The following is a 23025-nucleotide window of genomic DNA, read 5'->3' on the forward strand; positions in this document are numbered from 1 at the left end:
ATCTTACTTCTTGTCCTTGAGCGCCGCGAGGACGGCAAACGGATTATCCGGATCAATCGGCTTGTCGGCCTTGGGCGGGCGGGCGGAGAAGTTCTTCGCCTTGTCGCCACGGTCGTTCTTGCCACGTCCGGGTTTTCCACCTTTGGGCTTACCACCCTTCGGCCTGTCGCCCTTGGGCTTGCCTGATCTTTGGTCGCCATCGGCGCGCGCGCCCTGACGGCGCGGGCCACCTTGCGCGCCACGGGGGCTGCGCGGTTTCGGTGCCCAGCGGAAGGTATAGAAAACCTCCATCTCGGGTGCGGCCTCTTCCGTTGCCTCTGCCTCGGCTGCCTCCGGGTTCGCCTCGGCCTCCGCCCGTTTCTTCTCCGCCTGTTCCGCTTCCCATTTGGCACGGGTCTCCGCCGCGAGAACCGATTCCTCCTCGGTCAGCGGATGCTCATGGTCGACGTTCTCCGCCGTTTCCTCAGCCGGGACCGGTGCCGGGTCGGGACGGGTCTTGACCCGCTCACCCTTCTCCGCCGCGTAGCCGAGGCCCTCCATCAGACCGGCGAACTGTTCCAGCGTCATGCCGGTGATGGACAGCATATCGGCATTCGCCTCGAACCCGCCGCGTGTGTCCTGCATGCGCAGCATATCGGCCAGACGTTCCAGCATGTCGATGCGGATGGCGCGATCACCCGCCGGGCGATAGCCCGACAGCGTGTAGGTCGACGCCGGAACATCCGGCAGGTTCGGGATCGTCACCAGACCCGGCGGCGGCGATTCGGGAAATTCCGCCAGCCCGTCCCAAAGGCCGGACAGAACCAGCCGCAGCCGCGTCGGCGCAGGTTTCAGAAGGGCCGGCAGGAAAATCGTGAACTGGCCAAAGCGAACGCCATGCTTGCGCAGGCTGCCGCGCGCCTCCTGATCCAGCTCGCGCACCTCGTTTGCCACGTCTTCACGGCGGATCAGGCCGAGATTTTCGACCAGCCGGAACGCAAATCCGCGCGCCAGCCCGGTCAGCGCCTCGTCGCGCTGCATCGCCTGCAACGGCTCGAACAGGGTGGCGACCTTGCGGTCGATGAAATGCTGCAACCGGCGGGTGACCTTCTCGGCGATCTCCGCCCCGGCTTCCTCATCGACGAAAGCCTCGATCCCCGGCTTCATCGGCTCGGACCCCTTGACCAGCTTGCCGATGGCGGCGTCGCCCCACATCAGCCCGCCCTGCTCGGTGAAATCCAGCTCGGTATCCGGCGCGTTGTAAAAACGATCTGCACGCAAATGGAATTCCGGCTTCAGCGCCTCGTAAGACGCCCGGTTCAGCATCCGCGCCTCATCCGGATTCTGCGTCGCATCGGCCCGGAAACGGAACCCTTCCAGACGCCCGGCGAACTCACCCTCGACGCTGACTTCACCCTTTTCGTTCACTTCGGCCAAAAGGGCCTCCTTCTGCTTGAGCCGGCGCATCAGCACAGAGGTGCGCCGGTCCACAAATCGTTGCGTCAGCGCGGCGTGCAGCGCGTCTGACAGGCGGTCTTCTACAGTGCGCGTCGCCTCGCGCCAATATGTTTCGTCCTTAACCCAGCCCGTGCGCTGAGCCACATAAGTCCAGGTTCGGATAAAGGCGAGTCGTTTTGACAACGCATCAATATCGCCCTGAGTTCTGTCAATGCGGTCAATTGCCCGTGTGAGCCAGTCAGCCGGTATCTGGCCTTCCTGCAGGAAACTGAAAATGCGCAACAAAAGACTGGTGTGTTCGGCAGGTGAGATCGAGCGGAAATCCGGTATCCGGCACACGTCCCAAAGCAGCCTGACATCCGGCGCGGTCGTCACCCGGTCCTGGATTTCAGGCAATTCGCGCAACGATTTCAGGGCCGACAGATCATCCGCCTCGCGCCCGCGCATCAGCCATTCACTTTCCGGTGACGCCTCCAGACTGCCGATCAGCCGGTCCATCGTCCCGAATTCCAGACGCGGATTGCGCCAGACCAGCCGGCTGATCGGGGCAAAACGATGGTTTTCGATGGCACCGATCAGCCCCTCATCCAGCGGCCCCGCCTCGCCGGTGACGCCGAACGTGCCCGGTTCCGTATGCCGCCCCGCCCGACCGGCGATCTGGCCCATCTCATGCGGGAAAAGCGGTCGCATCCGGCGGCCGTCGAATTTCACCGTCGAGGAAAAACCGACATGACGGATATCGAGGTTCAGCCCCATGCCAATGGCATCCGTCGCCACCAGATGATCAACCTCGCCCGACTGATACATAGCCACCTGCGCATTGCGCGTGCGCGGGCTGAGCGCGCCCATCACAACCGCCGCCCCGCCTTTCTGGCGGCGCAGCAATTCGGCGATGGCGTAAACATCATCGACCGAAAACCCGACAATGGCGGAGCGTGACGGCATCCGGCTGATCTTTTTCGTCCCCGCCCAGCTTAGCGTCGAAAACCGGTCGCGCCGCATGAACTGAACCTTATCCACAAGCGCCGCGATGGCCTGCCGCATCGTGTCAGAGCCAAGCAGCAGCGTCTCATGCAGCCCCCGCGACCTCAGCAGACGGTCGGTGAACACATGGCCACGCTGCGGATCGGCGCAAAGCTGGATTTCGTCGATGGCGACGAAATCAGCAACCACCTCCGGCATCGCTTCCGTCGTCGCGACCCAGTACTGGGTGCGCGGCGGCACGATCCGTTCCTCTCCGGTGACCAGAGCCACGACCGACGGGCCACGCGCCTTGACGATCCGGTCATAAACCTCCCGCGCCAGCAGCCGCAGCGGCAGGCCGATCACACCCGTCCGGTGCGCCAGCATCCGTTCAATCGCGTAATGCGTCTTGCCTGTATTGGTCGGGCCCAGCACGGCCGTAATGCGTGACATGCTCTGCCCTTCGGTCTTGTAACGTCAGATGTCGGTGCCGTTATCGACCGCGTCAAGACGCGAAGCGGCGTCAATCGCATCCTGCTGATGGGGATTGATCGTCAGGCTCATGCGCAGCGCGTCCCCCGCAGCCTCGGTGCTGTCCAACTCCTCCAGCATCATGCCGAGTTGCGTCAGCGCCAGATATTGCTTCGGCTCCAGCTCCAATGCACGGGCCAGATCGGCGCCCGCAAGACCGAAATCACCGTTCAGCCAGAACGCCATGCCGCGCAGTTGATAGCCCATTGCGTGATCCGGCGCATGGTCAATCAGCGCGCTCAGATGGCCGATGGCGCTTGGGAAATCCCCCTCGTCCAGCGCGTTCTCGCCGCGTGTCTGGATCATGTTGAGCGCCTCGGATCCTGTATCCGACCAGGCATTCAGGATCTCCGCCTCTGCCTCGATCCAGGCGTCGCCGTCGGGTTGCGCAAGCGCATCAAACCAGACCGGATCAACCGGAAGCGCCAGCGATGGCCGCACCGGCCCCAGAACCGCGATTGCCGCGACGACAAGATGGAAAAGAGGTATGCGACGACTCATAATTATGTTGTAACCCGACATACTGGCGCCCTGCCAGTCAACTTTGATGGAGTATGTGATGAGCGAAGTGATCGACGGTGCCGTCGCCGCGCTGAACCAAAAACTGGGCAGCTTCGATGAGGGGACCGCAAAATTCGTGATCGAGGACGAGGGCTCGATCATGATGGATGCCGGCGGCGCACGCGCTGGCGACGAGGAAGCCGAAGTGACGCTGACCGCCAGCCGCGAAACCTTCGAGGGCATGCTGAACGGCGAGGTCAATCCGACCACGGCCTTCATGACCGGCAAACTCAGCGTTGACGGCAATATGGGCCTTGCGATGAAACTCGGCGCGGCGCTCGCCTGAGATCGCCATGACCTTCTCGCCCGCCCCATTCCACCAATTCGCCGGTTCCGCCGAAACGCCTGCCGAAGCCTTCTGGCTGCGCAGCGATGACGATCTGCGGCTGCGCATTGCCCTGTGGCGGGCAGAGAACCCAACGGCAACCGTGCTGCTGTTTCCCGGTCGCACGGAATATGTCGAGAAATACGCCCCCGTTGCCGCAAGGCTGACGGCAGAGGGGCTGAACGTGCTGGCAATCGACTGGCGCGGTCAGGGCATGGCCGACCGGCTTCAGGACGATCCGCGCCCCGGCCATATCACCGATTTCGCCGAATATCAGCTTGATGTGCTGGCAATGGTCGAAGCCGCCGCCGATCTGGACCTGGCCGAGCCGTGGCATCTGCTGGCGCATTCGATGGGCGGGGCCATTGGCTTTGCGGCACTGCTCAACGGGTTGCCGGTGCAGACCGCAACATTCTCCGCCCCGATGTTCGACATCAATCACGCTCCGATGCCGCGCTTTGTCGCCATCGCGCTGGCCGCCATCGCCGGTCGTCTGGGTCGCGGCGGTCACGCCGCAATCGGCACGGGCGGCGGCGGGAATTACCTGCTGGACGAGACTTTCCGCCGGAACATGCTGACAAACGACGCCGAGGCCTGGGCGCGGCTTCTGCGCGAGGCAGCGACATGGCCGGAACTGACCCTTGGCGGGGCAAGCTACCAGTGGGTCGCAGCAGCGCTGAACGAATGCCAGCGCCTGGCGGATGCGGACGCGCCGGATATTCCGACGCTCATCACACTTGGCTCGCATGAGCGCATCGTCTCCGCCCCGGCCATCCGCAACCGCGCCGCAAGCTGGCCCACGGCTCGGCTGCTCGAAATCGACGGCGCGCAGCACGAAGTCCTGTTCGAAGCTCCACTTCAGCGGGAGCAGTTTTACGAAGCGTTTCTTGAGATAGTGGCCACGCAGAATAGCCCGGCACAGCCTCAAGCAATCACGGAAACCCTTCGCGACGAGGCTCCAGACGACGCAAGCCCCGCCGGCGCCTAAATTTCTCTCTTCGGCGTGATTTGGGTTGGGCGAGGGCCAGCGTCCGACCGCGGGCGGGCGGGCGGGCGGTCGGACGCTGGCGCGGCGGCGCGTGCCGCGCCTTGATTCCGGGCGGAGGGACGCCCCCACGCTGATCCGGGGCTTGAACCCGCCCCCATCAGTCTGCACATCAGGGGCAACAGAAAGGACCACCCCGATGCGCTTTGACCGCGAAATCTGCCGCGATGCGAACCTGACCTCGACCAGCACCGAATATGGCGATCTGCCGGACTGGGATCTGACGGATCTTTACCCTGCCCCTGACTCGCAGGAACTCAAGGACGATCTGGCCCGCCTCAAGGATGAGGCTACAAGTTTCGCCGTCGATTACGAGGGCAAGCTGGCGGATCTGAGCGCCGCCGCCATGCTGGAATGCGTCGACCGTTATGAGCGGATCGACATCCTCGCCGGTCGCATCATGTCCTATGCCGGGCTGCGCTACTACCAGAACACGACCGACGCCGACCGCGTCAAGATGCTCAGCGACCTTCAGGCGCAGATCACCGATCTGACGACCCCGCTGGTGTTCTTCAGCCTCGAATTCAACCGCATCCCGGATGAGACCTATGAGAAGGTCTTTACCGCCCCGAACGGCCCGGCCCGCTACAAGCCAGTGTTCGACCGGATGCGCGCCATGCGGCCCCACCAATTGTCCGACGAGCTGGAAAAATTCCTGCACGACAATTCCGTGGTCGGCGCCGCAGCGTGGAACCGTTTGTTCGACGAAACGATGGCGGGGCTGGAATTCGACGTGAACGGCGAAACCCTCGGCCTTGAGGCGGCGCTGAACCTGCTGACCGACCATGACCGCAGCAAACGCGAAGCCGCCTCCCGCGCTTTGGCCGAGGTATTCAGCAAGAACATCAAGCTGTTCTCCCGCGTCCACAACACGCTGGCGAAGGAAAAGGCGGTAGAGGATAAATGGCGGAAGATACCTTCCCCCCAACATGCCCGCCACCTGTCCAACCATGTCGAGCCCGAGGTGGTCGAGGCGCTGCGCAATGCCGTAACCGCCGCCTACCCCCGGCTCTCGCATCGCTACTACGCGCTGAAGGCGAAATGGCTGGGCCTCGACAGGCTGCAGGTCTGGGACCGCAATGCGCCCCTGCCGACCGCCAACCCGGAGACCGTGAACTGGGATCAGGCGCGGCAAACCGTGCTGGACGCCTATGCCGGATTTTCGCCCCGGCTCGCCGATCTCGCCACGCCGTTCTTCGACAAGGGCTGGATCGACGCCGCCGTCAAACCCGGCAAGGCCCCCGGTGCCTTCGCACACCCCACGGTGACCACGGCGCATCCCTATGTCATGCTGAACTATCTCGGCAAACCGCGCGACGTGATGACGCTGGCGCATGAGCTGGGCCACGGCGTCCACCAGCGTCTAGCCGCCGCCCAGGGCGAATTGCTGGCCGCGACGCCGCTGACGCTGGCCGAAACCGCCTCCGTCTTCGGGGAGATGCTGACCTTCCGCAAACTTCTGACCGACACCACCGACCCGGCGCAGAAGAAAGCCCTGCTGGCCGGCAAGGTCGAGGACATGATCAACACCGTCGTCCGCCAGATCAGCTTTTACGACTTCGAATGCCGGCTTCACGCAGCGCGGGCAGAAGGCGAATTAACCCCAGACGACATCAACGCCATCTGGATGCAGGTCAGCACCGAAAGCCTCGGCCCGGCATTCGAGTTCATGCCCGGATACGAGACTTTCTGGTCCTATGTGCCGCATTTCGTACACTCACCCTTCTACGTCTACGCATACGCCTTCGGTGACGGGCTGGTGAACGCGCTTTACGCGGCTTATGAGGCAGAGCCCGACGGGTTTCAGGATAAATATTTCGACCTGCTCGCCGCTGGCGGCTCCAAACATCACACCGAACTGCTCGCGCCGTTCGGCCTCGACGCTTCGGATCCTGCCTTCTGGGACAAGGGCCTGTCGATGATCGATGGCTTTATCGACGATCTCGAAAAAATGGAAAGCTGACCCGTTTCCCAGCCTGAAAGCACCGCGGCGCGACCAGCGCCCCGGTTTGCCGCCACATCGATAATATCGCTTTCGGCATCGGAATAAGTTATGATCCGTCGGGACTTGAAAGGGCAAGCTCATGATCACCTTGACCCGCGTCCCGCTGACCCGGCTGGAATCGCTGGCGGAGCTGAAACAGCATCCCGGCCAATATGCCAATGACGCGGCGGACATGATCCTCGACGACACGCCGCGCCTCAGCTTCCACGCGATTCACAGCGACGGCGCGCTCGTCGGGATGTTCAAGCTGGACCCGCTTTATTTTCAACGCCACCCCTTCGCCACGGACACCGATCTCGGGCTGCGCGGCGTGCTGATCGACCACAAGCTGCAAGGCAAGGGGCTGGGAACCGAGGCGATGCAGGCCCTGCCAGCCCATGCCGCCGCAATCTATCCCGAGATGCGCCATATCGTCCTGACGGTTAACCTCACCAACCCGGCCGCCTACAAAGTCTACAAAAAGGCCGGTTTCTGCGACCGCAACGAAATCTTCACTGGCGGCACACGCGGACCTCAACATATCCTCTGGGCAGAGTTGCCCGTATTTGAAAAAGCTGAGACCGCATGTTCCGCAAAATCCTTTACCTCCTCCTCGCCCTGATCGCCGCTGCCGCCGTCGCGTTTTTCACCCTCGCCCCGGCTTACGTCGAAAACGCCCTGAACCCACTGACCACACCGGAAGAGGGCTGGCCGGTCAGCGACAACGCGCAGGAACTCCACAACCGGCTGGTGATCGGTGACTGGCATTCGGATGCGCTTCTGTGGGATCGCAACCTGCTCAAACGGGTGGATCGCGGTCACACCGACATCCCGCGCCTGCAAGAGGGGAATGTCGCGGTGCAGGTCTTCACCACCGTAACCAAAAGCCCCGCAGGCCAGAATTATGGCGAGAACAGCGCCGATGCAGCGGATAACATCACCCGCCTGTTCATGGGCCAGCTTCGCCCGATCCGCACATGGGACAGCCTGCTGGAACGCGCGCTCGTGCAGGCAGCCGCCTTGCGCCGTGCGGCGAAGAAAGACCCCGAGGCTGTGCGGATGATCCTGACCCGTGACGATCTCGCCCGGCATCTCGAAGCCCGTGCAGGTGGTGCGAAAACGGTCGGCGCGATCCTCGGCACCGAGGGGGCGCACCCGCTGGAAGGCAATACGGCCAATCTCGACAAGCTCTATGACGCCGGTTTCCGCGTCATCGGCCTGACCCATTTCTTCGACAACGCGCTCGGCAGTTCGCTGCATGGCGACGGCGAGGATGAGGGCCTCAGCGGATTCGGTCGGCAGGTCGTGGACGGGCTAATGGAACGCGGCATGGTGATCGACCTCGCCCATGCCAGCCCGCAAATGGCCCGTGACGTGCTCGCGATAGAGGGCGCGCGGCCCATCATTTCCCACACCGGCATCCGCGGCAATTGCCAGACGCCGCGCAATATCCCCGACGATCTGGTCCGCGACATTGCGGCCAAAGGCGGCGTGATCGGGATCGGTTTCTGGACCGACGTCACCTGCGGCAGCACCCCTGCCGCCATCGCCACCTCCATCCGCACGGCGGTTGATCTGGTGGGGGAGGATCAGGTGACGCTCGGTTCCGACTATGACGGCTCCGTCGATGCGCCGTTCGATGCCGCAGGCATGGCCGCACTGACGCAGGCGCTGATGGATGAAGGGTTCAGCGAAGCCCAGATCGCCAAGGTCATGGGCGGCAATATGATGCGCTATCTGGCCGAGACCTTGCCCGAGGCCTGACCGGCCTACCAGACGGTTTCCTCCATCGGGTCATACCAGGCCGCGTGCGGCGACCAGACCGCGCGCGCCAGCAGCCTAGGCCGGTGATGCAGCTTCGCCAGTTCCTGACGCGTGACCCAGCGAAAGCGGTTCACCACGCCTTCAGGATCGTCCAGCACCACCTCCTTGCCGTCATCCAGCAGCGTCGCACGGTGAATGATATCGACCTGATGAAACCCGGCTTTAGAGTCCTGAAACTCATTGATCAGGATCGGCGCGCCGACCGCGATCCGCAGCCCGGTTTCCTCCCGCACCTCGCGGATCAGGTTTTCCGGCAACGATTGCCCCGGCTCCGCCCCGCCACCGGGCAGGCACCACATATCCGATTGCTGCCCCGGATAGGCGTTCACCATCAGCAGCCGGTCCTCCTTCAGGATCGCCGCCCGAACCGCCAGCCGGGGCCGCGCCATTTTCACCGGCGCACCCGGTTCACATGGCCCATCTTGCGGCCCGGTCGAATCTCGGTCTTGCCGTAAAGGTGAAGCTGGACATCACGCTCCGCCAGCAGCGCAGGCAGGCGATCCATATCGTCCCCGATCAGGTTCTCCATCACCACATCGGCGTAACGCTGACCGTCGCCAAGCGGCAACCCGACCACGGCGCGGATATGCTGCTCGAACTGATCGACGACACAACCCGCCTGCGTCCAGTGGCCGGAGTTATGCACCCGCGGCGCGATCTCATTCACCACCAGCCCGTCGCGCGTCACGAACAACTCCACCCCCATCACACCGACATAATCGAGCGCGCCCGCGATCTTTGCCGCCATCAGCACCGCATCGGTCAGCAGGCTTTGCGGCAATCCGCAGGGCACTGTGGTCGTCCGCAGAATGCCGCCCTCATGCACGTTCAGCCCCGGATCGAAGGCCGCAACCGCGCCATCCGCTGCCCGCGCCACGATCACGCTGATCTCGGCGAAGAAATCCACGAACCCCTCCAGCACCGAAGGCGCACCGGTCCAGTCGCGCTGTGTCGCATCGGTGAACCGGATCTGCCCCTTGCCGTCATAGCCCAGCCTGCGGGTCTTGAGGATCGAAGGCACCCCGATCCGCTCAATCGCCGCCGGAAGCTCGTCGACGCTTTCGACATTCGCGAACGGTGCCGTGCGCAGACCCAGACCGGCCAGAAACTCCTTTTCCGTCAGCCGGTCCTGCGACACCGCAAGCGCGCGCCGGTTCGGCCTGATCGGACGCAGCGATTCCAGCAAATCGAGCGATTCCGCCGGCACATTCTCAAACTCATAGGTGATGACATCGACCGCTTCCGCAAATGACCCCAGCGCCGCCGCGTCGTCATACCCGGCAAAGGTCACCACATGGGCCACATCCCCCGCAGGCGCCTGCCCCGGCTCATAGATATGGCAGCGATAGCCCAGCCGTGACGCCGCCACCGACAGCATCCGGCCAAGCTGGCCGCCACCCAGAATGCCGATCACCGATCCGCGCGACAAAGCTTCACTCATCGCTCGGCACCTCCGGGATGGAGGCCGACAGCGCCGCCCGCCACGCATCCAGCCGCTCCGCCAATGCGGGATCGGACAGCGCCAGAATACCCGCCGCCATCAGCCCGGCATTCGCCGCACCCGCTGCCCCGATGGCCATCGTCGCGACCGGGAACCCCTTCGGCATCTGCACAATGGAGTAAAGCGAATCGACCCCGGACAGCGCCCGCGTCTGCACCGGCACCCCGATCACCGGAACGCGCGTCTTCGACGCCATCATCCCCGGAAGATGCGCCGCACCGCCCGCGCCCGCGATAATCACCTTCAGCCCGCGCGACGCAGCCGTCTTGCCATAGTCCCACAACCGATCCGGCGTCCGGTGCGCACTGACGATCCGCGCCTCATAAGCGACGCCGAGTTCATCCAGAATCGTCGCCGCCTCCCGCATGGTCGGCCAGTCCGACTGGCTGCCCATGATAATACCGACCGGCGCATCGGCTTGCTTGCTGTCCATACTGGCCCCCGTCGCAGAAAGCCCGCACTATATTCACAGCGTCGCGGGACGCAATCTTTCCGCGAGCATCCGGGGAAAATCAGGCGATAATATCCGGCGTCAGCTCATCTTCCAGCCGCGCGATCCGGTCCTTCAACGCCAGTTTCTGCCGCTTCAGCCGCTGGATCTCCAGCGAGGGCGGGGCCGGGGCTTCACCAAGCAGAACGATCTTCTCGTCCAACTCCCGATGTTCGCGCCGCAAAACGCCCAGCTTCATACGGGCGATCTCCTCATGCGTCATCTCGGACTGGTAGTTCATGCCTGGCTCATTTTCGCTTGCCTTCGGGGAGTATAGCCGATGCCCGCGAAAACGCATGAAAAAATGTTAACCCGCTGCCCGATTTACCCGGACCCTTGTTCCTGCGCGCAGGAATTCACATATTATCAACTGGGTCGCCGCTTCAGGGACCCGCTTAATCAGGACGAGTCGCTGTATAAGGGCTTGAAACATATGACGAAGCTGACACTGGCCACGCACCCGCATCTGCTGGGTTTCGATCAGATCGAACGACTGGCGGAACGCGCCGCAAAAGGGGCCGAGGGCTATCCGCCCTATAATATCGAACACCACGCCCCGGACGGGTTCACCATCACGCTTGCGGTTGCCGGTTTTGCCGATGACGATCTCCAGATCGCGCTTGAAAACCGCCAGCTCACCATCAGCGGACGCCAGCCGGAAGGCGACGAGGGTCGCGTTTTCCTGCATCGCGGTATCGCCGCGCGGGCGTTTCAGCGCAGCTTCGTTCTCGCCGACGGCGTCGAGGTCGGGGGGGCAAAGCTCGAAAACGGGCTTCTCTCCATCTCGCTGCACCGCAAACAGCAGCAAAGCGTCGTCCAGACCATACCGATCAGCCGAAACTAGGAAGGGGATCGCAATGCATACGAAATTCGACAAACTGCCGGAAGTTGACGGCAACACCGTCTATGTCCGCGAAGTCGCCACCGAAACCTTGCCGGAGGAGGTCCGTCAGCAGGTGCCCGGCGTCGACAGCCTCTATGCCGTTCACGGCGTCGACGGCGCGCGGCTGGCCTTGGTCAAGGATCGCAAGCTGGCCTTCTTTCTGGCCCGCCAGAACGATCTCAGCCCGGTCAGCGTTCACTGATCCGATCATTCATTGACCCGACAATGATGCGGCCCGGACCGGGCCGCGCTCAGCCCGGCCAGCCATATTCGCGCAGCATCGCCGCAACCGCTCGGTCATTGCCGTCGCCGGTCAGGTTGCCGCTGCGCAGATTGCGGGCCTGACTTCCCGGCCACTCCACGATGCGGAACTTGCCACCGATCTTCTCCGGCAGGCTCCCGGCCATGCGATGCATCCAGTACAGCCAGACATCGTCCGCCGACGGCGCAAGCCGCTGGAATTTCGCCGCATCCGTCACATCGGGATGAAACACACCCGGCGCATACAGCACCCCACCCACGCCGGTCGGAAACACCAGCTTGCCTGCGGCGGGCGCGTCCATATTCCGCCGCCACGCCTGATAAGATTGCGGCTGCCCGGTATTGTCCAGCACGACCTCATGCGCGCGATGACACACCACCCCGGCACTCGCCCGCCCCACCAGAGCGGCGAGCCAGTCCGGCCCGTAATACACATCGTCATCGGCGGTCACGATATAGCTGTCAGGTGCCTCAAGCAGCGTCGGCACGATCTTCTTGTAGGATTTCCAGTTCGGGCAGAACTTGACCTCAACGCCCATCTGCCCGATCCGGTCGGGCAGCGCGTCCCGGTCCTCCTCATCCAGCCACAAAATGATCCGGTCGGGCCGCACAGTCTGGCGGCTCAGCGATTCCAGCACCATCACAACCGCCGGAAACCGCGCCGCATAGCTGGTCAGGCTGACAATCAGCGGCGCATCCAGACCATGTGCAGCGGGTTCAAAATCCCGCCCCGCGATCTCCGCCCGCGCCCGCGCAATCCGCCGGTCATGTTTCCAGCGACGAAACCAGCCGAAACTCATCCCTGCCAAGCCTTCCGCAGCCAGTCGATCCTGCCGATCCGCCGATACCATTTATGCCCCCGCCCGGCGAACACATCCTCCATCTTCGGCGCACCGGCAAAGGCGACGATCTTCGCGCCATCGGGCAGGGTCGGGTCAGCGAAATAGCTGCGGAAATTCCGCGGAACGCAATCATTCTTGAAGCTGACCACCCAGCCTTTCGGCCAGTAATTCAGATGCCCGTGCCTCGCCAGTTGCGCGCTCTGGAACTGCTGGCTGATTTCATAACCCGAGGTCGCGGCCTTCGGGTCAGCCAGATAAGCGTCGAGGATATAGGTGTGATCCCCCACCACATAGCGAAACACCGAGGAATTGCCGACCGAGTGTAAAAACCGATCCCGCTCCGGGTTCACCTTGCGCAGCGGCTTCGGGCGGAACAGATCGTCATCGCGGATGATGAAGAAATCGCCCTCCAGATCGAAGAAGGGCGACAGATCGTCGACCACAACCAGATCCAGATCCAGAAACAGCGCCACCTGCCCGGTCATCCCGCCAAGATCGCGCCGGAACAGCGCCAGCTTGCGCCAGCGTGTGTCGCCATGCCCCTCCGGCAATCCAAGCTCCGGCAGCGGCAGGCAGTCGACGCCCGCGTCGATGCCCTCGGCATCATCGGTGAAACAAACGAAACGATGCGGCCGGGCCAGATTGCGCTCAACCTGCGCGTAAAGCCGGTTCACATCTTCGGCCCCATACATGGTGCCCCACTTCATGCAGATGATATTCACGATGTCGGACATTCGGTCTCCGCAATGAAAAGCGCCGGATCATCATGACCCGGCGCGCGATTTTCTTCAATTCAAAGGCTCAGTTCAGCCCGATCAGGCCCATCTGCTCCAGCTTCAGCAGAACCTGATGGGCGGCATTATCCACGTCGATATCGGTGGTGTCCACGCGCAGCTCGGGCGCCTGCGGTTCTTCATAGGGGTCCGAGATGCCGGTGAATTCCTTGATCTTGCCTTCCCGCGCCAGCTTGTACAGCCCCTTGCGGTCACGACGCTCGCACTCCTCCAGAGGGGTGGAGACATGGACCTCGGCGAAAGCCCCATATTGCTCCACCATCTCGCGCACGGCACGGCGGGTGGAGGTGTAAGGCGCGATCGGCGCGCAGATGGCGATGCCGCCATTCTTGGTGATCTCGGACGCGACATAGCCGATCCGCTTAATGTTGATGTCCCGGTGCTCCTTGCTGAACCCCAGTTCGGAGGACAGATGCTTCCGCACCACGTCGCCATCCAGCAGCGTGACCGGACGCCCGCCCATCTCCATCAGCTTGACCATCAGCGCGTTTGCAACGGTGGATTTGCCGCTGCCCGACAGCCCGGTAAAGAACACCGTGAAGCCCTGCTGTGCACGCGGCGGCGACGTCCGGCGAAGCTGCTGAACCACCTCCGGGAAGCTGAACCACTCGGGAATATCCAGCCCCTCGCGCAGACGGCGGCGCAGTTCGGTGCCCGAGATATTCAGCACCGTCACGCCATCCTCGATCTCGTCGGCAGGCTCGTATTGCGCACGCTCCTCGACATAGACCATATGCTTGAAATCGACCATCTTCACGCCGATTTCGTCCTCGTGCTGACGGAACAGCTCCTGCGCGTCATAGGGGCCGTAGAAATCCTCCCCGGAGGAGTTCTTGCCCGGACCGGCATGATCGCGCCCGACGATGAAATGCGTCGCCCCGTGATTGCGGCGGATCAGCCCGTGCCACACCGCCTCGCGCGGACCGGCCATCCGCATGGCGAGGTTCAACAGCGACAGCGTCGTCGTCGCCTGCGGATATTTGTCCAGCACCGCCTCGTAGCAGCGCACGCGGGTAAAGTGATCCACGTCGCCCGGCTTGGTCATGCCGACAACCGGATGGATCATCAGGTTCGCCTGCGCCTCACGCGCGGCCCGGAAGGTCAGCTCCTGATGGGCACGGTGCAGCGGGTTGCGGGTCTGGAACACCACGACCTTGCGCCAGCCCAGCTTCTTGAACATCGCGCGCAGCTCGTTCGGGGTATTGCGGCGACCGCGGAAATCGTAATGCGTCGGCGCCTGCAAACCCTTCACCGGACCGCCCAGATAAACCGGCCCCGCCTGATTATGCAGATAGTTCACCGCCGGATGCGCCAGATCGTCGGCCCCGAACACCTTCTCCGCCTCAAGCGACTTGTTCGGCACCCATTTATCCGTCACCGACATGACCGCCAGGATCACGCCTTCCTGATCGCGCAGCGCAATATCCGTCCCCGGCTCCAGCCCCTCGGCGAATTTCTCCGACACGTCCAGCGTGATCGGCATCGGCCAGAGCGAGCCGTCGGCCAGCCGCATATCCTTCACGACGCCATCGTAATCGGCTTCGCTCAGAAACCCTTTCAGCGGATGGAACCCGCCATTCATCAGCAGTTCCAGATCGCAGATCTGGCGCGGGGTCAAATCCCAGCTCGGCATATGGCCGGCATCGATCTTCAGCGCGGCGGCGGCCTCGTCAGAGACGTAAAGTTCAGGAATAGGGGTCTGGTTGGCTATGGTCATGTCAGATGCTCGGTGGGCTTTTCATATATCAATTGCGCCGGGCGGATTGCGCCGGACGAAAGCTCCGGTCGCCTTAGCCCCCGGCTAACTTCTTTTCAACTCAATTGCCCAATTAGCTGCCATGCGTGACAAAAAAAATGCGTGAAATGCGAATTTAATAGCCGCCCAATCAGATTTTCCGGCTGTCATAAGCCCAATGCAAAACTGCCTGCCTCTGCCGAGGGCGGCAAAATACATCCCCCGTATCGCACGCCTTGCGTAACTGCCCGATATGTCTACGCATTGCGCGCCAACGCCCAATCTGACGCGCATCATCGGAATGACGCCGGCCCATAAAATAACGGCAATACCACTGGAACCAACCACGCGGATCGTCGTCATGAATCCAACCTTTGCGCCGCCATTCCGATAATGGCTGGCTGGCATGGACGCCAAAACAATTCATCTCTTTATCCGGCTTGCCGGGGGACAGTTTTGCGCCCTCAAACCAATCCGCCGGAAATTCATCCTGACAATCGGTCATATAGCAACCGCCAAACACCCCAAGCGCCAGCATCTCTTTCGGCGTCAGATCGGGCGAGAACCCTTCCGCGAAATCCTCGCCCGTTTTCAACGTCAACTCGTAGCTGTAGCCCTGCTGCATCTTGTCATCGACATCGATTCGCCGGGCCATCAGCTTACTCTGCCGGTTCCGCGACCTGCGCGGCATCGGGTGCAGGCGCGCCCGCATCCTCCAGCTCCGCCAGATAGCGTTCGGCATCCAGCGCCGCCATGCAACCCATCCCGGCGCTCGTCACCGCCTGCCGATAGACATGATCGGTCAGATCGCCCGCCGCGAACACACCGGGGATTGAGGTCTGCGTCGTCCCCGGTTTCACCTTCACATATTTGCCGTTGTGCAATTCAAGCTGATCCACGACGAGTTCCGAGGCTGGCGCATGCCCGATCGCAATGAACGCGCCCGAGGCGTCGATCACCTGTTCCGCGCCGGTCTTGACGTTGCGAACCTTCACGCCGGTGACACCCAGCGGGTCTTCCTCGCCCAGAACCTCGACCAATTCGTGATCCCAGACACATTCGATCTTCGGATTCTTCAGCAAACGATGTTGCAGGATCTTTTCTGCCCGCAATTCATCGCGCCGATGGATCAGCGTCACCTTGCTGGCGAAATTGGTCAGGAACAGCGCCTCTTCCACGGCGGTATTGCCGCCGCCGATGACGATCACTTCCTTGCCGCGATAGAAAAAACCGTCACAGGTCGCGCAGGCCGAAACGCCGAAGCCCTTGAATTTCTCCTCGCTCGGCAGGCCCAGCCATTTCGCCTGCGCCCCGGTGGCAAGGATCACCGCATCCGCCGTCACCACATCGCCGGAATCGCATTCGGCGCGGAACGGGCGCGCCGACAGGTCCAGCTTGCTGACCGTGTCGAACTTGATTTCCGTGCCCATGGCGCGGGCGTGTTCTTCCATTTTGACCATCAGGTCGGGGCCCTGAATCTCCGCCTCGCCCGGCCAGTTCTCGACCTCCGTGGTGATGGTCAGCTGCCCGCCGGGCTGCATCCCCTGAATCAGCAGCGGTTCCAGCATGGCGCGCGCGCCGTAGACGCCCGCCGTATAACCTGCCGGTCCCGACCCGATGATAAGAAGCTTGCGATGCTCTTGGGCCATGACGCCCTCCTGTCCTGTGAGTTGCCACTACAGCTAATGCGCCGCGTCCCGGCCTTCAATCTCGACCGCGATTTTGCCAGATTTCAGCATGGGGCAAAACAGCATCTGCGAAATAATATTGCGCGAAACCCGGCCAAGGTATAGCTAAGCAAAAAATTGACAGAAGGTTATCGGATGGCTGCAAGCAAGCTTGACGACATCGACCGCAAGATTCTGGCTGAGCTTCAGGCCGATGGCCGAATGACAAATGTCGAACTGGCCCGCCGCGTCGGCATTTCCGCCCCACCCTGCCTGCGCCGGGTCCGGGTGCTGGAAGAGGCAGGATATATCCGTGGCTACCATGCCGCCCTCAACCGGGAACAGCTTGGTTTCGAGGTGCAGGTCTTTGCAATGGTCCGGCTGACGAATCAGTCTGATGCGGAACTGGCCGAATTCGAACGCCGCGCCGAGGCATGGCCGCTGGTCCGCGAATGCCACATGCTGAACGGCGAAATCGACTTTATCCTGAAATGCGTCGCCCCCGAATTGTCGGCCTTTCAGCGATTTCTGACCCAGCACCTGACCGCCGCGCCGAATGTCGCCTCGGTCCGCACCTCGATGGTGATCCGCTGCGCGAAGGATGAACCCGGCGTACCGATCTCCCTCATCGGATCACAGCCCGACGAATTCTGAGCCGCTGACGGATCGCGCCTCTTTCAGCTTTCAGCGGATGTCACAGGCGGATTTATCCAGAACCGGCCCGGTGTACGAGCTGTGTACGCGCGGTGTACAGATTGTGCACGCATTGCGCGGTCGGAAATCGGCCTCAGATCGTGATCGCAGATATAAGCCGACCGTAATCCGGCTCCCCATTATGCGTGCTACGGCGGTAGGAGAAGAAGCGTTCCGCGTCGGAATAGGTGCAATGTCCGGTCCACGCCGCCTCGACCCCCGCTTCGCGCAGTTTCGTCAACCCGAATCCGGGCAGGTCGAACATCGGCTTTCCCGCCGGGCCGCCTGCGAAAAATCTCGCATATTCAGGCTCCTCGGCAGTGAATTCCTCCATGAAGTCCCAGCCGACCTCATAAGCCCTTTGCGAAATCGACGGCCCGATCACGGCCCTGATATTCTCCGCGCCCAGGCCCCGCATCGCCTCCGCCGTGGCCTCCAGAACCCCCGCCAGCGCGCCTTTCCAGCCCGCATGAGCCGCGCCGATCACGCCGTTTTCCGAGTCCGCGAACAGCACCGGCTGGCAATCCGCCGTCAGCACCGAAAGCGCGACGCCCGGCACGGTTGAGACCATCGCATCGGCGCGGTTCTCATTGATTTGGCTGATATCGTCATGCTCGGTGACGACCACCACCTCGGCGGAATGAACCTGATGCACACCGGCCAGCCGCTCCGGCCCGACGCCCATTGCCTCGGCCACACGATCCCGGTTGGTGGCTACGACATCACGCTGGTCACCCGATCCGCGACCGCAATTCAGCCCGGCAAAAACACCGGAACTCGCCCCGCCCTTGCGCGTGAAGAAGCCATGCCGGACCCCGCCCAGCAGATCATGCGTCAGGATTTCAAGCATAAGTTTCATCTTTCCCCGCCGCTGCACCGCCAATCCGGACAAACCCCGCAGGCGCCTCCGCCCCCCGCGGCCAAATCGCCAACACCCTAAACAACTCTCCCATTTCATCCGCATCGGTCAAGCGTCTCGCGGCGATGAGGGCGCCTTTATCACCGGCAGCGGCAAGTTTTTCGGCCCTCGCCGCAATACCGAGCGTCTGTAATAGCTGGCCCTGATTTGTAAAACCGACCTCGCAGCCAGCCTGAACCGCCGCCGCAGCAAGCGGGGCGAAATCCACATGCGCGGTCAGATCCGCCTCCCCCGGGGCTGCCAGCGGATCAACGGGTCGGTGCTGCGACAGCGCCTGAAACGTGTCTCCGCGCCCGTTCCAGCCGCCGTAATCGACAATCAGCGCCACGCCGCCATGCGCCGCGATCCGCTCGGCGATTTCGCCTGCAATCGCAGGGCCAGCCGGGCATCGCTCCACCACCTCGCCCTCCTGTCCGGGCAGGTCGAGCGGCATGACCGGCCCCAGCCCAAAGGCCAGCCGCCCGTCCTGAAGCCCGATCAACCGCTCCGCCCAGCCATCTTTGCCGCGCTGAAACTGCTGGATCGGCAGGGCGTCGAAGAACTCATTCGCGATCAGGAAAAGCGGCTTCTGCGGCAGGTCGCTGACATCATCTATATGCATGACGCCGTCGATCCGCGTCCGCTGCACCTCCCGCAGATGCGCCGAGGCCTCGACCATGATTGGCTCTGCCGCGTCCTGCATCCCCGGCACAACCCGGATGGCGCGCCACAGATCGGCCATGAGCGTCCCGCGACCCGGCCCGATCTCGGTCAGGGCAAAGGGCGCAGGCCGACCCTGATCCAGCCATCCTTGCGCCAGACACAGGCCCAGCAACTCGCCGAACATCTGGCTGATCTCCGGCGCCGTGGTGAAATCCCCTGCCGCGCCGAACGGGTCCCGGGTCGCGTAGTAGCCATAATCGGGATGCAGCAGACAAAGCTCCATATAGCGCGCGACCGAGATCGGCCCGCTGCGGCGGATTTCATCCGTGATCAGCGGATAAAGCGGCGTCATCTCGGCGGTCGCGACATCGCGCGATAGATGAAGAACAGCCCCAGAAGCAGCATTGGCAGGGACAAAAGCTGCCCCATGCTCAGCCCAAGCGCGACCCGGCCCAGCGGGTTGTCCGGGGTGATGAACTGCGCATCCGCGACCCGGAAGAACTCCACGAAGATCCGCGCGAGCGCGTAACCTGACAGGAATACGCCAAGCGCCAGACCGGGCCTGCGAAGACCGCCACGGGACACCAGCAGCCACAAGACCAGCCCCAGAAGAAGCCCTTCCAGACCGGCCTCATAAAGCTGGCTGGGATGACGGGCGCACAGCCCTTCAACGCCCGGACAATTCTGCGCCGCATCGCCCGGAAAGATCACGCCCCACGGCAGATCGGTCGGACGGCCCCAAAGCTCTGCATTGATGAAATTGGCAATCCGGCCAAAGAAAAGCCCGATCGGCGCGACCACGGCAAGCGCGTCAGCCAACCGCAAGGGTTCGACATCATTGCGCCGCGCCCACCACCATGCGGCGATGACCACGCCCAGAAACCCGCCGTGGAAGGCCATGCCGCCTTCCCAGACCTTCAGGATTTGCAGCGGATTGGCCAGATAATAACCCGGCTGATAGAACAGCACGAAGCCAAGCCGCCCGCCGATCACCACGCCGGCCACGATCCAGGTCAGCAATTCCTCGACCTTCGCCGCCTCCATCGGGGCAGCGTCGCCCCAGATGCGGTCGGACTTCATCAGCCGCCAGACCGCCCATGCCCCCAGAACGAGCCCGGCCAGATAGGCCATTGCGTACCAGCGCAGTGAAAACTGGAACTCTCCCAGTGAAATTGTGAAGATTTCCGGTGAGATGTCGGGAAACGGTATCATGACGGTCCTTTTTTAGACGCGGGCACGCTAGCCGCCCGCGCGCCTGTGTCAATCCCGCACGCGATATTGAACCCAACGGCACGACGCCCCATATAGCCCGAAACAGATTTCAGGAGGACATATGTCCACGCAAAACAAGTTCTTCGACGATATGTCGAAGATGATGACGAACGCCATGGGTGTGGCGCAGGGTGCGAAGGACGAGGCGGAAACTGCCTTCAATTCCTGGATCGACCGCTGGCTGGCCGAGCGTAACCTTGTCACCCGCGAGGAATTCGACGCGGTGCGCGACATGGCGATCAAGGCGCGGACGGAAAATGCCGAACTCAAGGCCCGTCTGGATGCGCTTGAGGCCGGACGCGGCCGCGATCAGGGCTGATCCAGCCTGATCTGCTGGCTCAGGGTGCCGCTTTCGTCGTAAACAAGAACCTCCCCCGCATCGGTCACAACGATCAGCCGCTGGCCTGCAAAGGTCACGGCGGCGGGTTCCGCGCCCTCGGGCAGCGTGACCGCGTCGGGCAGATCGGGCAGGTCGGGGGTGTTCAGGCGTATCCACAGGATTGCGACGATGGCGGCGAGGCCCAGTACCATTGCAACGGCCATCCCGCCGACCAGCAGCTTGAGGAAGCGCAGATGCGGCACCGGCGCATCGTCGTGCCCCGGCATCTGGCCCTCGCCCCGCCCCTGCTTATGATCTATGTCGCTTTGCATGGCTGAACTGATCCTGACAATTCCCGACGGCGTGACTGGACGCCTTGATAAGGCGCTTGCCGATCTTGCGCCAGAGGAGGCGGCGCTGTCACGCTCCCGCCTCGCGCGGCTGATTGCGGATGGAACCGTGTCCGGGCCTGCAGGTCAGGTGGACAGTGCCAAGCACAAGGTCGCGCCGGGTGAGGTCTATCGCGTCACCCTGCCCGAACCCGCGCCGGTGGAGACGCTGCCGCAGGATATTCCGCTGAACATCGCCTATGAGGATGACGATCTGATCGTGATCGACAAGCCCGCCGGGATGGTGGTCCATCCCGCCCCGGGCAGCCCCGACGGCACGCTGGTCAACGCGCTGCTGCATCACTGCGCGGGCAGCCTGTCGGGCATCGGCGGCGAGGCGCGGCCGGGGATCGTGCATCGGATCGACAAGGACACCTCCGGCCTGCTGGTCGCGGCGAAGTCGGACCGGGCGCATCAGGGACTGGCCGCGCAGTTCGAGGCGCATAGTGCCGACCGCGCCTATCTGGCGCTGGCGCATGGGATCATCGACGCGGGCGATGCGCGGCTGCGCGGCACCCGCGGGGTCAGCTTCGAGCCGGGCGGGGTGCTGAAGATCGCCTCCCGCCTCGACCGGCACCCAAGCGACCGCCAGCGTCAGGCGGTTTATTTCGAGGGTGAGCGGGGACGTCATGCGATCACCCGCGCCCGGATGCTGGAGAGCTTCGGCACGCCACCCGCTGCGATGCTTGTCGAGTGCCGGCTGGAGACGGGCCGGACCCATCAGATCCGCGTGCATATGGCGCATGCGGGGCTTGGGCTGATCGGCGATCCGGTCTATGGTGGATCGCGCAAGGCCTCCACGCGCGCCCTTGGTGCAGCGGCCCAGCATGTACAGGCGTTTCCGCGTCAGGCCCTGCACGCCGCCCGACTCGGTTTTGAGCACCCGATTGACGGCGCGCATCTGGAATTCACTTCACCGCTGCCTGCCGATATGCAGGCATTGTTACAAGAGCTGCGCGGAACCAGCCCCTCAGCCCCGCGTTGATTTTCTGCGAGAGATAGTCATGGCCAATTACACAAACCTTCCCGCCCCCAGCCCCGAACAGGGGATGAACCGCTACCTTCAGGAAATCCGGAAGTTCCCGCTTCTGGAACCGGAGGAGGAGTACATGCTGGCAAAGGCGTGGACCGATCATGAGGACAGCGAGGCGGCGCATAAGCTTGTGACCTCTCACCTGCGGCTGGCGGCAAAGATCGCCATGGGTTATCGCGGTTACGGTCTGCCGCAGGCCGAGGTGATCTCGGAGGCGAATGTCGGGCTTATGCAGGCCGTGAAACGGTTCGACCCGGAGAAAGGTTTCCGGCTGGCGACCTATGCGATGTGGTGGATCCGCGCCTCGATCCAGGAATATATCCTGCGTTCGTGGTCGCTGGTGAAGATGGGTACGACCTCGGGGCAGAAGAAACTGTTCTTCAACCTGCGCAAGGCCAAGAACCGGATCGGCGCGCTTGAGGAAGGCGATCTTCGTCCTGAAAACGTCACCCGGATCGCGGACGATCTGAATGTGACGGAACAGGAAGTCATCGACATGAACCGCCGGATGGCCGGTTCGGATGCCTCGCTGAATGCGACGGTCGGCTCCGCTGATGGCGATTCGACGGCGCAGTGGCAGGACTGGCTGGAGGACGAGGACGCCGATCAGGCGGGGGCCTATGCCGAAGCTGATGAACTTAACCTGCGGCGCGAAATGCTGGTTCAGGCCATGGATGTGCTGAACGACCGTGAGAAGGACATTCTTATGGAACGCCGCTTGCGCGACGACCCCCTGACACTGGAAGAGCTGTCGGGCCGCTACAATGTCTCGCGCGAGCGTATCCGCCAGATCGAGGTGCGTGCGTTCGAGAAGTTGCAGGACCGGATGCGCGACCTTGCCCGCGACAAAGGAATGGCTATCGCGACGGATGATTGACGGCGGGGTGCGGACAGCCCATGCTACCGGCGTAGTAA

Annotated in this window: 26 protein-coding genes; 11 read left to right on the plus strand and 15 right to left on the minus strand. The window is 63.0% G+C overall.

Features of this window, described 5'->3' with window-relative positions; translation table 11 throughout:
* Positions 1-3: 3 nt before the first annotated feature.
* Together PAF12_RS11800 and PAF12_RS11805 are read right to left on the minus strand one after the other, a co-directional pair.
* Positions 4-2853, minus strand: coding sequence for a helicase-related protein (locus tag PAF12_RS11800; RefSeq protein WP_271107138.1), 2850 nt, complete (start codon positions 2851-2853; stop codon positions 4-6).
* A 24-nt stretch (positions 2854-2877) separates the two neighbouring features.
* The gene (locus tag PAF12_RS11805; protein ID WP_271107139.1) at positions 2878-3432 is read right to left on the minus strand and encodes a tetratricopeptide repeat protein; all 555 of its coding nucleotides are present in this window, start codon (positions 3430-3432) and stop codon (positions 2878-2880) included.
* 58 nt (positions 3433-3490) lie between these two features.
* Between PAF12_RS11805 and PAF12_RS11810 the strand changes: the two genes are divergently transcribed.
* From PAF12_RS11810 to PAF12_RS11830, 5 genes are all read left to right on the plus strand, one after another.
* Positions 3491-3778 (plus strand): SCP2 sterol-binding domain-containing protein, encoded by a 288-nt coding sequence (locus tag PAF12_RS11810; protein WP_271107140.1) that lies wholly within the window; start codon positions 3491-3493, stop codon positions 3776-3778.
* Positions 3779-3785: 7 nt separating this feature from the next.
* Complete coding sequence (locus PAF12_RS11815) at positions 3786-4805, plus strand: alpha/beta fold hydrolase (RefSeq protein WP_271107141.1); 1020 nt, start codon at positions 3786-3788, stop codon at positions 4803-4805.
* Positions 4806-5001: 196 nt separating this feature from the next.
* Positions 5002-6825 carry a M3 family oligoendopeptidase gene (locus PAF12_RS11820; protein ID WP_271107143.1) on the plus strand — a complete coding sequence of 608 codons (1824 nt, stop codon included), beginning with the start codon at positions 5002-5004 and terminating at the stop codon, positions 6823-6825.
* A gap of 121 nt (positions 6826-6946) precedes the next feature.
* The gene (locus PAF12_RS11825) at positions 6947-7468 is read left to right on the plus strand and encodes a GNAT family N-acetyltransferase (RefSeq protein WP_271107144.1); all 522 of its coding nucleotides are present in this window, start codon (positions 6947-6949) and stop codon (positions 7466-7468) included.
* The gene (locus PAF12_RS11830) at positions 7432-8610 is read left to right on the plus strand and encodes a dipeptidase (protein WP_271107145.1); all 1179 of its coding nucleotides are present in this window, start codon (positions 7432-7434) and stop codon (positions 8608-8610) included. The genes PAF12_RS11825 and PAF12_RS11830 overlap by 37 nt, the downstream gene beginning before the upstream one ends.
* 5 nt (positions 8611-8615) lie before the next feature.
* Here PAF12_RS11830 and PAF12_RS11835 read toward each other — a convergent pair whose 3' ends face one another.
* From PAF12_RS11835 to PAF12_RS11850, 4 genes are all read right to left on the minus strand, one after another.
* Positions 8616-9059 carry an NUDIX domain-containing protein gene (locus tag PAF12_RS11835; RefSeq protein WP_271107146.1) on the minus strand — a complete coding sequence of 148 codons (444 nt, stop codon included), beginning with the start codon at positions 9057-9059 and terminating at the stop codon, positions 8616-8618.
* A gap of 2 nt (positions 9060-9061) precedes the next feature.
* A complete protein-coding gene (locus PAF12_RS11840) occupies positions 9062-10111 on the minus strand; it encodes a 5-(carboxyamino)imidazole ribonucleotide synthase (protein ID WP_271107147.1) in 1050 nt (349 codons plus the stop codon).
* The gene (purE, locus tag PAF12_RS11845) at positions 10104-10604 is read right to left on the minus strand and encodes a 5-(carboxyamino)imidazole ribonucleotide mutase (RefSeq protein WP_271107148.1); all 501 of its coding nucleotides are present in this window, start codon (positions 10602-10604) and stop codon (positions 10104-10106) included. Before purE ends, PAF12_RS11840 begins: the two co-directional genes overlap by 8 nt.
* Before the next feature lie 79 nt (positions 10605-10683).
* Positions 10684-10902 (minus strand): YdcH family protein, encoded by a 219-nt coding sequence (locus tag PAF12_RS11850; protein WP_271107149.1) that lies wholly within the window; start codon positions 10900-10902, stop codon positions 10684-10686.
* Between the two features lie 192 nt (positions 10903-11094).
* On the opposite strand from PAF12_RS11850, the gene PAF12_RS11855 reads away from it, so the two are divergent.
* Together PAF12_RS11855 and PAF12_RS11860 are read left to right on the plus strand one after the other, a co-directional pair.
* On the plus strand, positions 11095-11505 hold the full coding sequence (locus PAF12_RS11855; RefSeq protein ID WP_271107150.1) for an Hsp20 family protein: 411 nt from the start codon (positions 11095-11097) through the stop codon (positions 11503-11505).
* A gap of 13 nt (positions 11506-11518) precedes the next feature.
* Positions 11519-11746 carry a DUF1150 family protein gene (locus tag PAF12_RS11860; RefSeq protein ID WP_271107151.1) on the plus strand — a complete coding sequence of 76 codons (228 nt, stop codon included), beginning with the start codon at positions 11519-11521 and terminating at the stop codon, positions 11744-11746.
* 49 nt (positions 11747-11795) lie between these two features.
* On the opposite strand, the gene PAF12_RS11865 is transcribed toward PAF12_RS11860, so the two are convergent.
* From PAF12_RS11865 to trxB, 5 genes are all read right to left on the minus strand, one after another.
* Entirely contained in the window at positions 11796-12656 is an 861-nt protein-coding gene (locus PAF12_RS11865; RefSeq protein WP_271107152.1) for a glycosyltransferase, read from the minus strand.
* Positions 12602-13381: a hypothetical protein gene (locus PAF12_RS11870; protein ID WP_271107153.1), complete on the minus strand. Its 780-nt coding sequence runs from the start codon at positions 13379-13381 to the stop codon at positions 12602-12604. Before PAF12_RS11870 ends, PAF12_RS11865 begins: the two co-directional genes overlap by 55 nt.
* A 67-nt stretch (positions 13382-13448) precedes the next feature.
* Positions 13449-15158, minus strand: coding sequence for a bifunctional sulfate adenylyltransferase/adenylylsulfate kinase (locus PAF12_RS11875; RefSeq protein ID WP_271107154.1), 1710 nt, complete (start codon positions 15156-15158; stop codon positions 13449-13451).
* A gap of 169 nt (positions 15159-15327) precedes the next feature.
* Entirely contained in the window at positions 15328-15801 is a 474-nt protein-coding gene (locus PAF12_RS11880) for a hypothetical protein (protein ID WP_271107155.1), read from the minus strand.
* 34 nt (positions 15802-15835) lie between these two features.
* On the minus strand, positions 15836-16825 hold the full coding sequence (gene trxB / locus PAF12_RS11885) for a thioredoxin-disulfide reductase (protein WP_271107156.1): 990 nt from the start codon (positions 16823-16825) through the stop codon (positions 15836-15838).
* Positions 16826-16999: 174 nt separating this feature from the next.
* Here trxB and PAF12_RS11890 point away from each other — a divergent pair, with 174 nt between their 5' ends.
* On the plus strand, positions 17000-17497 hold the full coding sequence (locus PAF12_RS11890) for an Lrp/AsnC family transcriptional regulator (protein WP_271107157.1): 498 nt from the start codon (positions 17000-17002) through the stop codon (positions 17495-17497).
* A gap of 133 nt (positions 17498-17630) precedes the next feature.
* Here PAF12_RS11890 and pgeF read toward each other — a convergent pair whose 3' ends face one another.
* Genes pgeF through lgt form a run of 3 tightly spaced genes read right to left on the minus strand, consistent with a single transcriptional unit; the run spans position 17631 to position 20309 of the window.
* On the minus strand, positions 17631-18395 hold the full coding sequence (gene pgeF, locus PAF12_RS11895) for a peptidoglycan editing factor PgeF (RefSeq protein WP_271107158.1): 765 nt from the start codon (positions 18393-18395) through the stop codon (positions 17631-17633).
* Positions 18379-19449, minus strand: coding sequence for a class I SAM-dependent methyltransferase (locus PAF12_RS11900; RefSeq protein ID WP_271107160.1), 1071 nt, complete (start codon positions 19447-19449; stop codon positions 18379-18381). Before PAF12_RS11900 ends, pgeF begins: the two co-directional genes overlap by 17 nt.
* Entirely contained in the window at positions 19446-20309 is an 864-nt protein-coding gene (lgt, locus tag PAF12_RS11905; RefSeq protein ID WP_271107161.1) for a prolipoprotein diacylglyceryl transferase, read from the minus strand. Before lgt ends, PAF12_RS11900 begins: the two co-directional genes overlap by 4 nt.
* A 121-nt stretch (positions 20310-20430) precedes the next feature.
* On the opposite strand from lgt, the gene PAF12_RS11910 reads away from it, so the two are divergent.
* Positions 20431-20688 (plus strand): accessory factor UbiK family protein, encoded by a 258-nt coding sequence (locus tag PAF12_RS11910; RefSeq protein ID WP_271107162.1) that lies wholly within the window; start codon positions 20431-20433, stop codon positions 20686-20688.
* On the opposite strand, the gene PAF12_RS11915 is transcribed toward PAF12_RS11910, so the two are convergent.
* On the minus strand, positions 20679-21020 hold the full coding sequence (locus PAF12_RS11915) for a DUF6476 family protein (protein WP_271107163.1): 342 nt from the start codon (positions 21018-21020) through the stop codon (positions 20679-20681). The two genes, PAF12_RS11910 and PAF12_RS11915, sit on opposite strands and share 10 nt — an antisense overlap.
* On the opposite strand from PAF12_RS11915, the gene PAF12_RS11920 reads away from it, so the two are divergent.
* A complete protein-coding gene (locus PAF12_RS11920; protein WP_271107164.1) occupies positions 21019-22062 on the plus strand; it encodes an RluA family pseudouridine synthase in 1044 nt (347 codons plus the stop codon). The two genes, PAF12_RS11915 and PAF12_RS11920, sit on opposite strands and share 2 nt — an antisense overlap.
* Positions 22063-22081: 19 nt before the next feature.
* Positions 22082-22987, plus strand: coding sequence for an RNA polymerase sigma factor RpoH (gene rpoH, locus PAF12_RS11925; RefSeq protein ID WP_271107165.1), 906 nt, complete (start codon positions 22082-22084; stop codon positions 22985-22987).
* Positions 22988-23025 lie beyond the last annotated feature (38 nt).

The sequence above is a fragment of the Paracoccus sp. SCSIO 75233 genome (assembly GCF_027912675.1).
Taxonomy (GTDB): Bacteria; Pseudomonadota; Alphaproteobacteria; order Rhodobacterales; family Rhodobacteraceae; genus Paracoccus.

Excerpts from the sequence above, each read along its gene's own strand:
- PAF12_RS11800 (WP_271107138.1), bottom strand. The coding sequence starts at position 2,853 with ATGTCACGCATTACGGCCGTGCTGGGCCCGACCAATACAGGCAAGACG.
- PAF12_RS11805 (WP_271107139.1), bottom strand. The coding sequence starts at position 3,432 with ATGAGTCGTCGCATACCTCTTTTCCATCTTGTCGTCGCGGCAATCGCG.
- PAF12_RS11810 (WP_271107140.1), top strand. The coding sequence starts at position 3,491 with ATGAGCGAAGTGATCGACGGTGCCGTCGCCGCGCTGAACCAAAAACTG.
- PAF12_RS11815 (WP_271107141.1), top strand. The coding sequence starts at position 3,786 with ATGACCTTCTCGCCCGCCCCATTCCACCAATTCGCCGGTTCCGCCGAA.
- PAF12_RS11820 (WP_271107143.1), top strand. The coding sequence starts at position 5,002 with ATGCGCTTTGACCGCGAAATCTGCCGCGATGCGAACCTGACCTCGACC.
- PAF12_RS11825 (WP_271107144.1), top strand. The coding sequence starts at position 6,947 with ATGATCACCTTGACCCGCGTCCCGCTGACCCGGCTGGAATCGCTGGCG.
- PAF12_RS11830 (WP_271107145.1), top strand. The coding sequence starts at position 7,432 with ATGTTCCGCAAAATCCTTTACCTCCTCCTCGCCCTGATCGCCGCTGCC.
- PAF12_RS11835 (WP_271107146.1), bottom strand. The coding sequence starts at position 9,059 with ATGGCGCGGCCCCGGCTGGCGGTTCGGGCGGCGATCCTGAAGGAGGAC.
- PAF12_RS11840 (WP_271107147.1), bottom strand. The coding sequence starts at position 10,111 with ATGAGTGAAGCTTTGTCGCGCGGATCGGTGATCGGCATTCTGGGTGGC.
- purE (WP_271107148.1), bottom strand. The coding sequence starts at position 10,604 with ATGGACAGCAAGCAAGCCGATGCGCCGGTCGGTATTATCATGGGCAGC.
- PAF12_RS11850 (WP_271107149.1), bottom strand. The coding sequence starts at position 10,902 with ATGAACTACCAGTCCGAGATGACGCATGAGGAGATCGCCCGTATGAAG.
- PAF12_RS11855 (WP_271107150.1), top strand. The coding sequence starts at position 11,095 with ATGACGAAGCTGACACTGGCCACGCACCCGCATCTGCTGGGTTTCGAT.
- PAF12_RS11860 (WP_271107151.1), top strand. The coding sequence starts at position 11,519 with ATGCATACGAAATTCGACAAACTGCCGGAAGTTGACGGCAACACCGTC.
- PAF12_RS11865 (WP_271107152.1), bottom strand. The coding sequence starts at position 12,656 with ATGGTATCGGCGGATCGGCAGGATCGACTGGCTGCGGAAGGCTTGGCA.
- PAF12_RS11870 (WP_271107153.1), bottom strand. The coding sequence starts at position 13,381 with ATGTCCGACATCGTGAATATCATCTGCATGAAGTGGGGCACCATGTAT.
- PAF12_RS11875 (WP_271107154.1), bottom strand. The coding sequence starts at position 15,158 with ATGACCATAGCCAACCAGACCCCTATTCCTGAACTTTACGTCTCTGAC.
- PAF12_RS11880 (WP_271107155.1), bottom strand. The coding sequence starts at position 15,801 with ATGCAGCAGGGCTACAGCTACGAGTTGACGTTGAAAACGGGCGAGGAT.
- trxB (WP_271107156.1), bottom strand. The coding sequence starts at position 16,825 with ATGGCCCAAGAGCATCGCAAGCTTCTTATCATCGGGTCGGGACCGGCA.
- PAF12_RS11890 (WP_271107157.1), top strand. The coding sequence starts at position 17,000 with ATGGCTGCAAGCAAGCTTGACGACATCGACCGCAAGATTCTGGCTGAG.
- pgeF (WP_271107158.1), bottom strand. The coding sequence starts at position 18,395 with ATGAAACTTATGCTTGAAATCCTGACGCATGATCTGCTGGGCGGGGTC.
- PAF12_RS11900 (WP_271107160.1), bottom strand. The coding sequence starts at position 19,449 with ATGACGCCGCTTTATCCGCTGATCACGGATGAAATCCGCCGCAGCGGG.
- lgt (WP_271107161.1), bottom strand. The coding sequence starts at position 20,309 with ATGATACCGTTTCCCGACATCTCACCGGAAATCTTCACAATTTCACTG.
- PAF12_RS11910 (WP_271107162.1), top strand. The coding sequence starts at position 20,431 with ATGTCCACGCAAAACAAGTTCTTCGACGATATGTCGAAGATGATGACG.
- PAF12_RS11920 (WP_271107164.1), top strand. The coding sequence starts at position 21,019 with ATGGCTGAACTGATCCTGACAATTCCCGACGGCGTGACTGGACGCCTT.
- PAF12_RS11915 (WP_271107163.1), bottom strand. The coding sequence starts at position 21,020 with ATGCAAAGCGACATAGATCATAAGCAGGGGCGGGGCGAGGGCCAGATG.
- rpoH (WP_271107165.1), top strand. The coding sequence starts at position 22,082 with ATGGCCAATTACACAAACCTTCCCGCCCCCAGCCCCGAACAGGGGATG.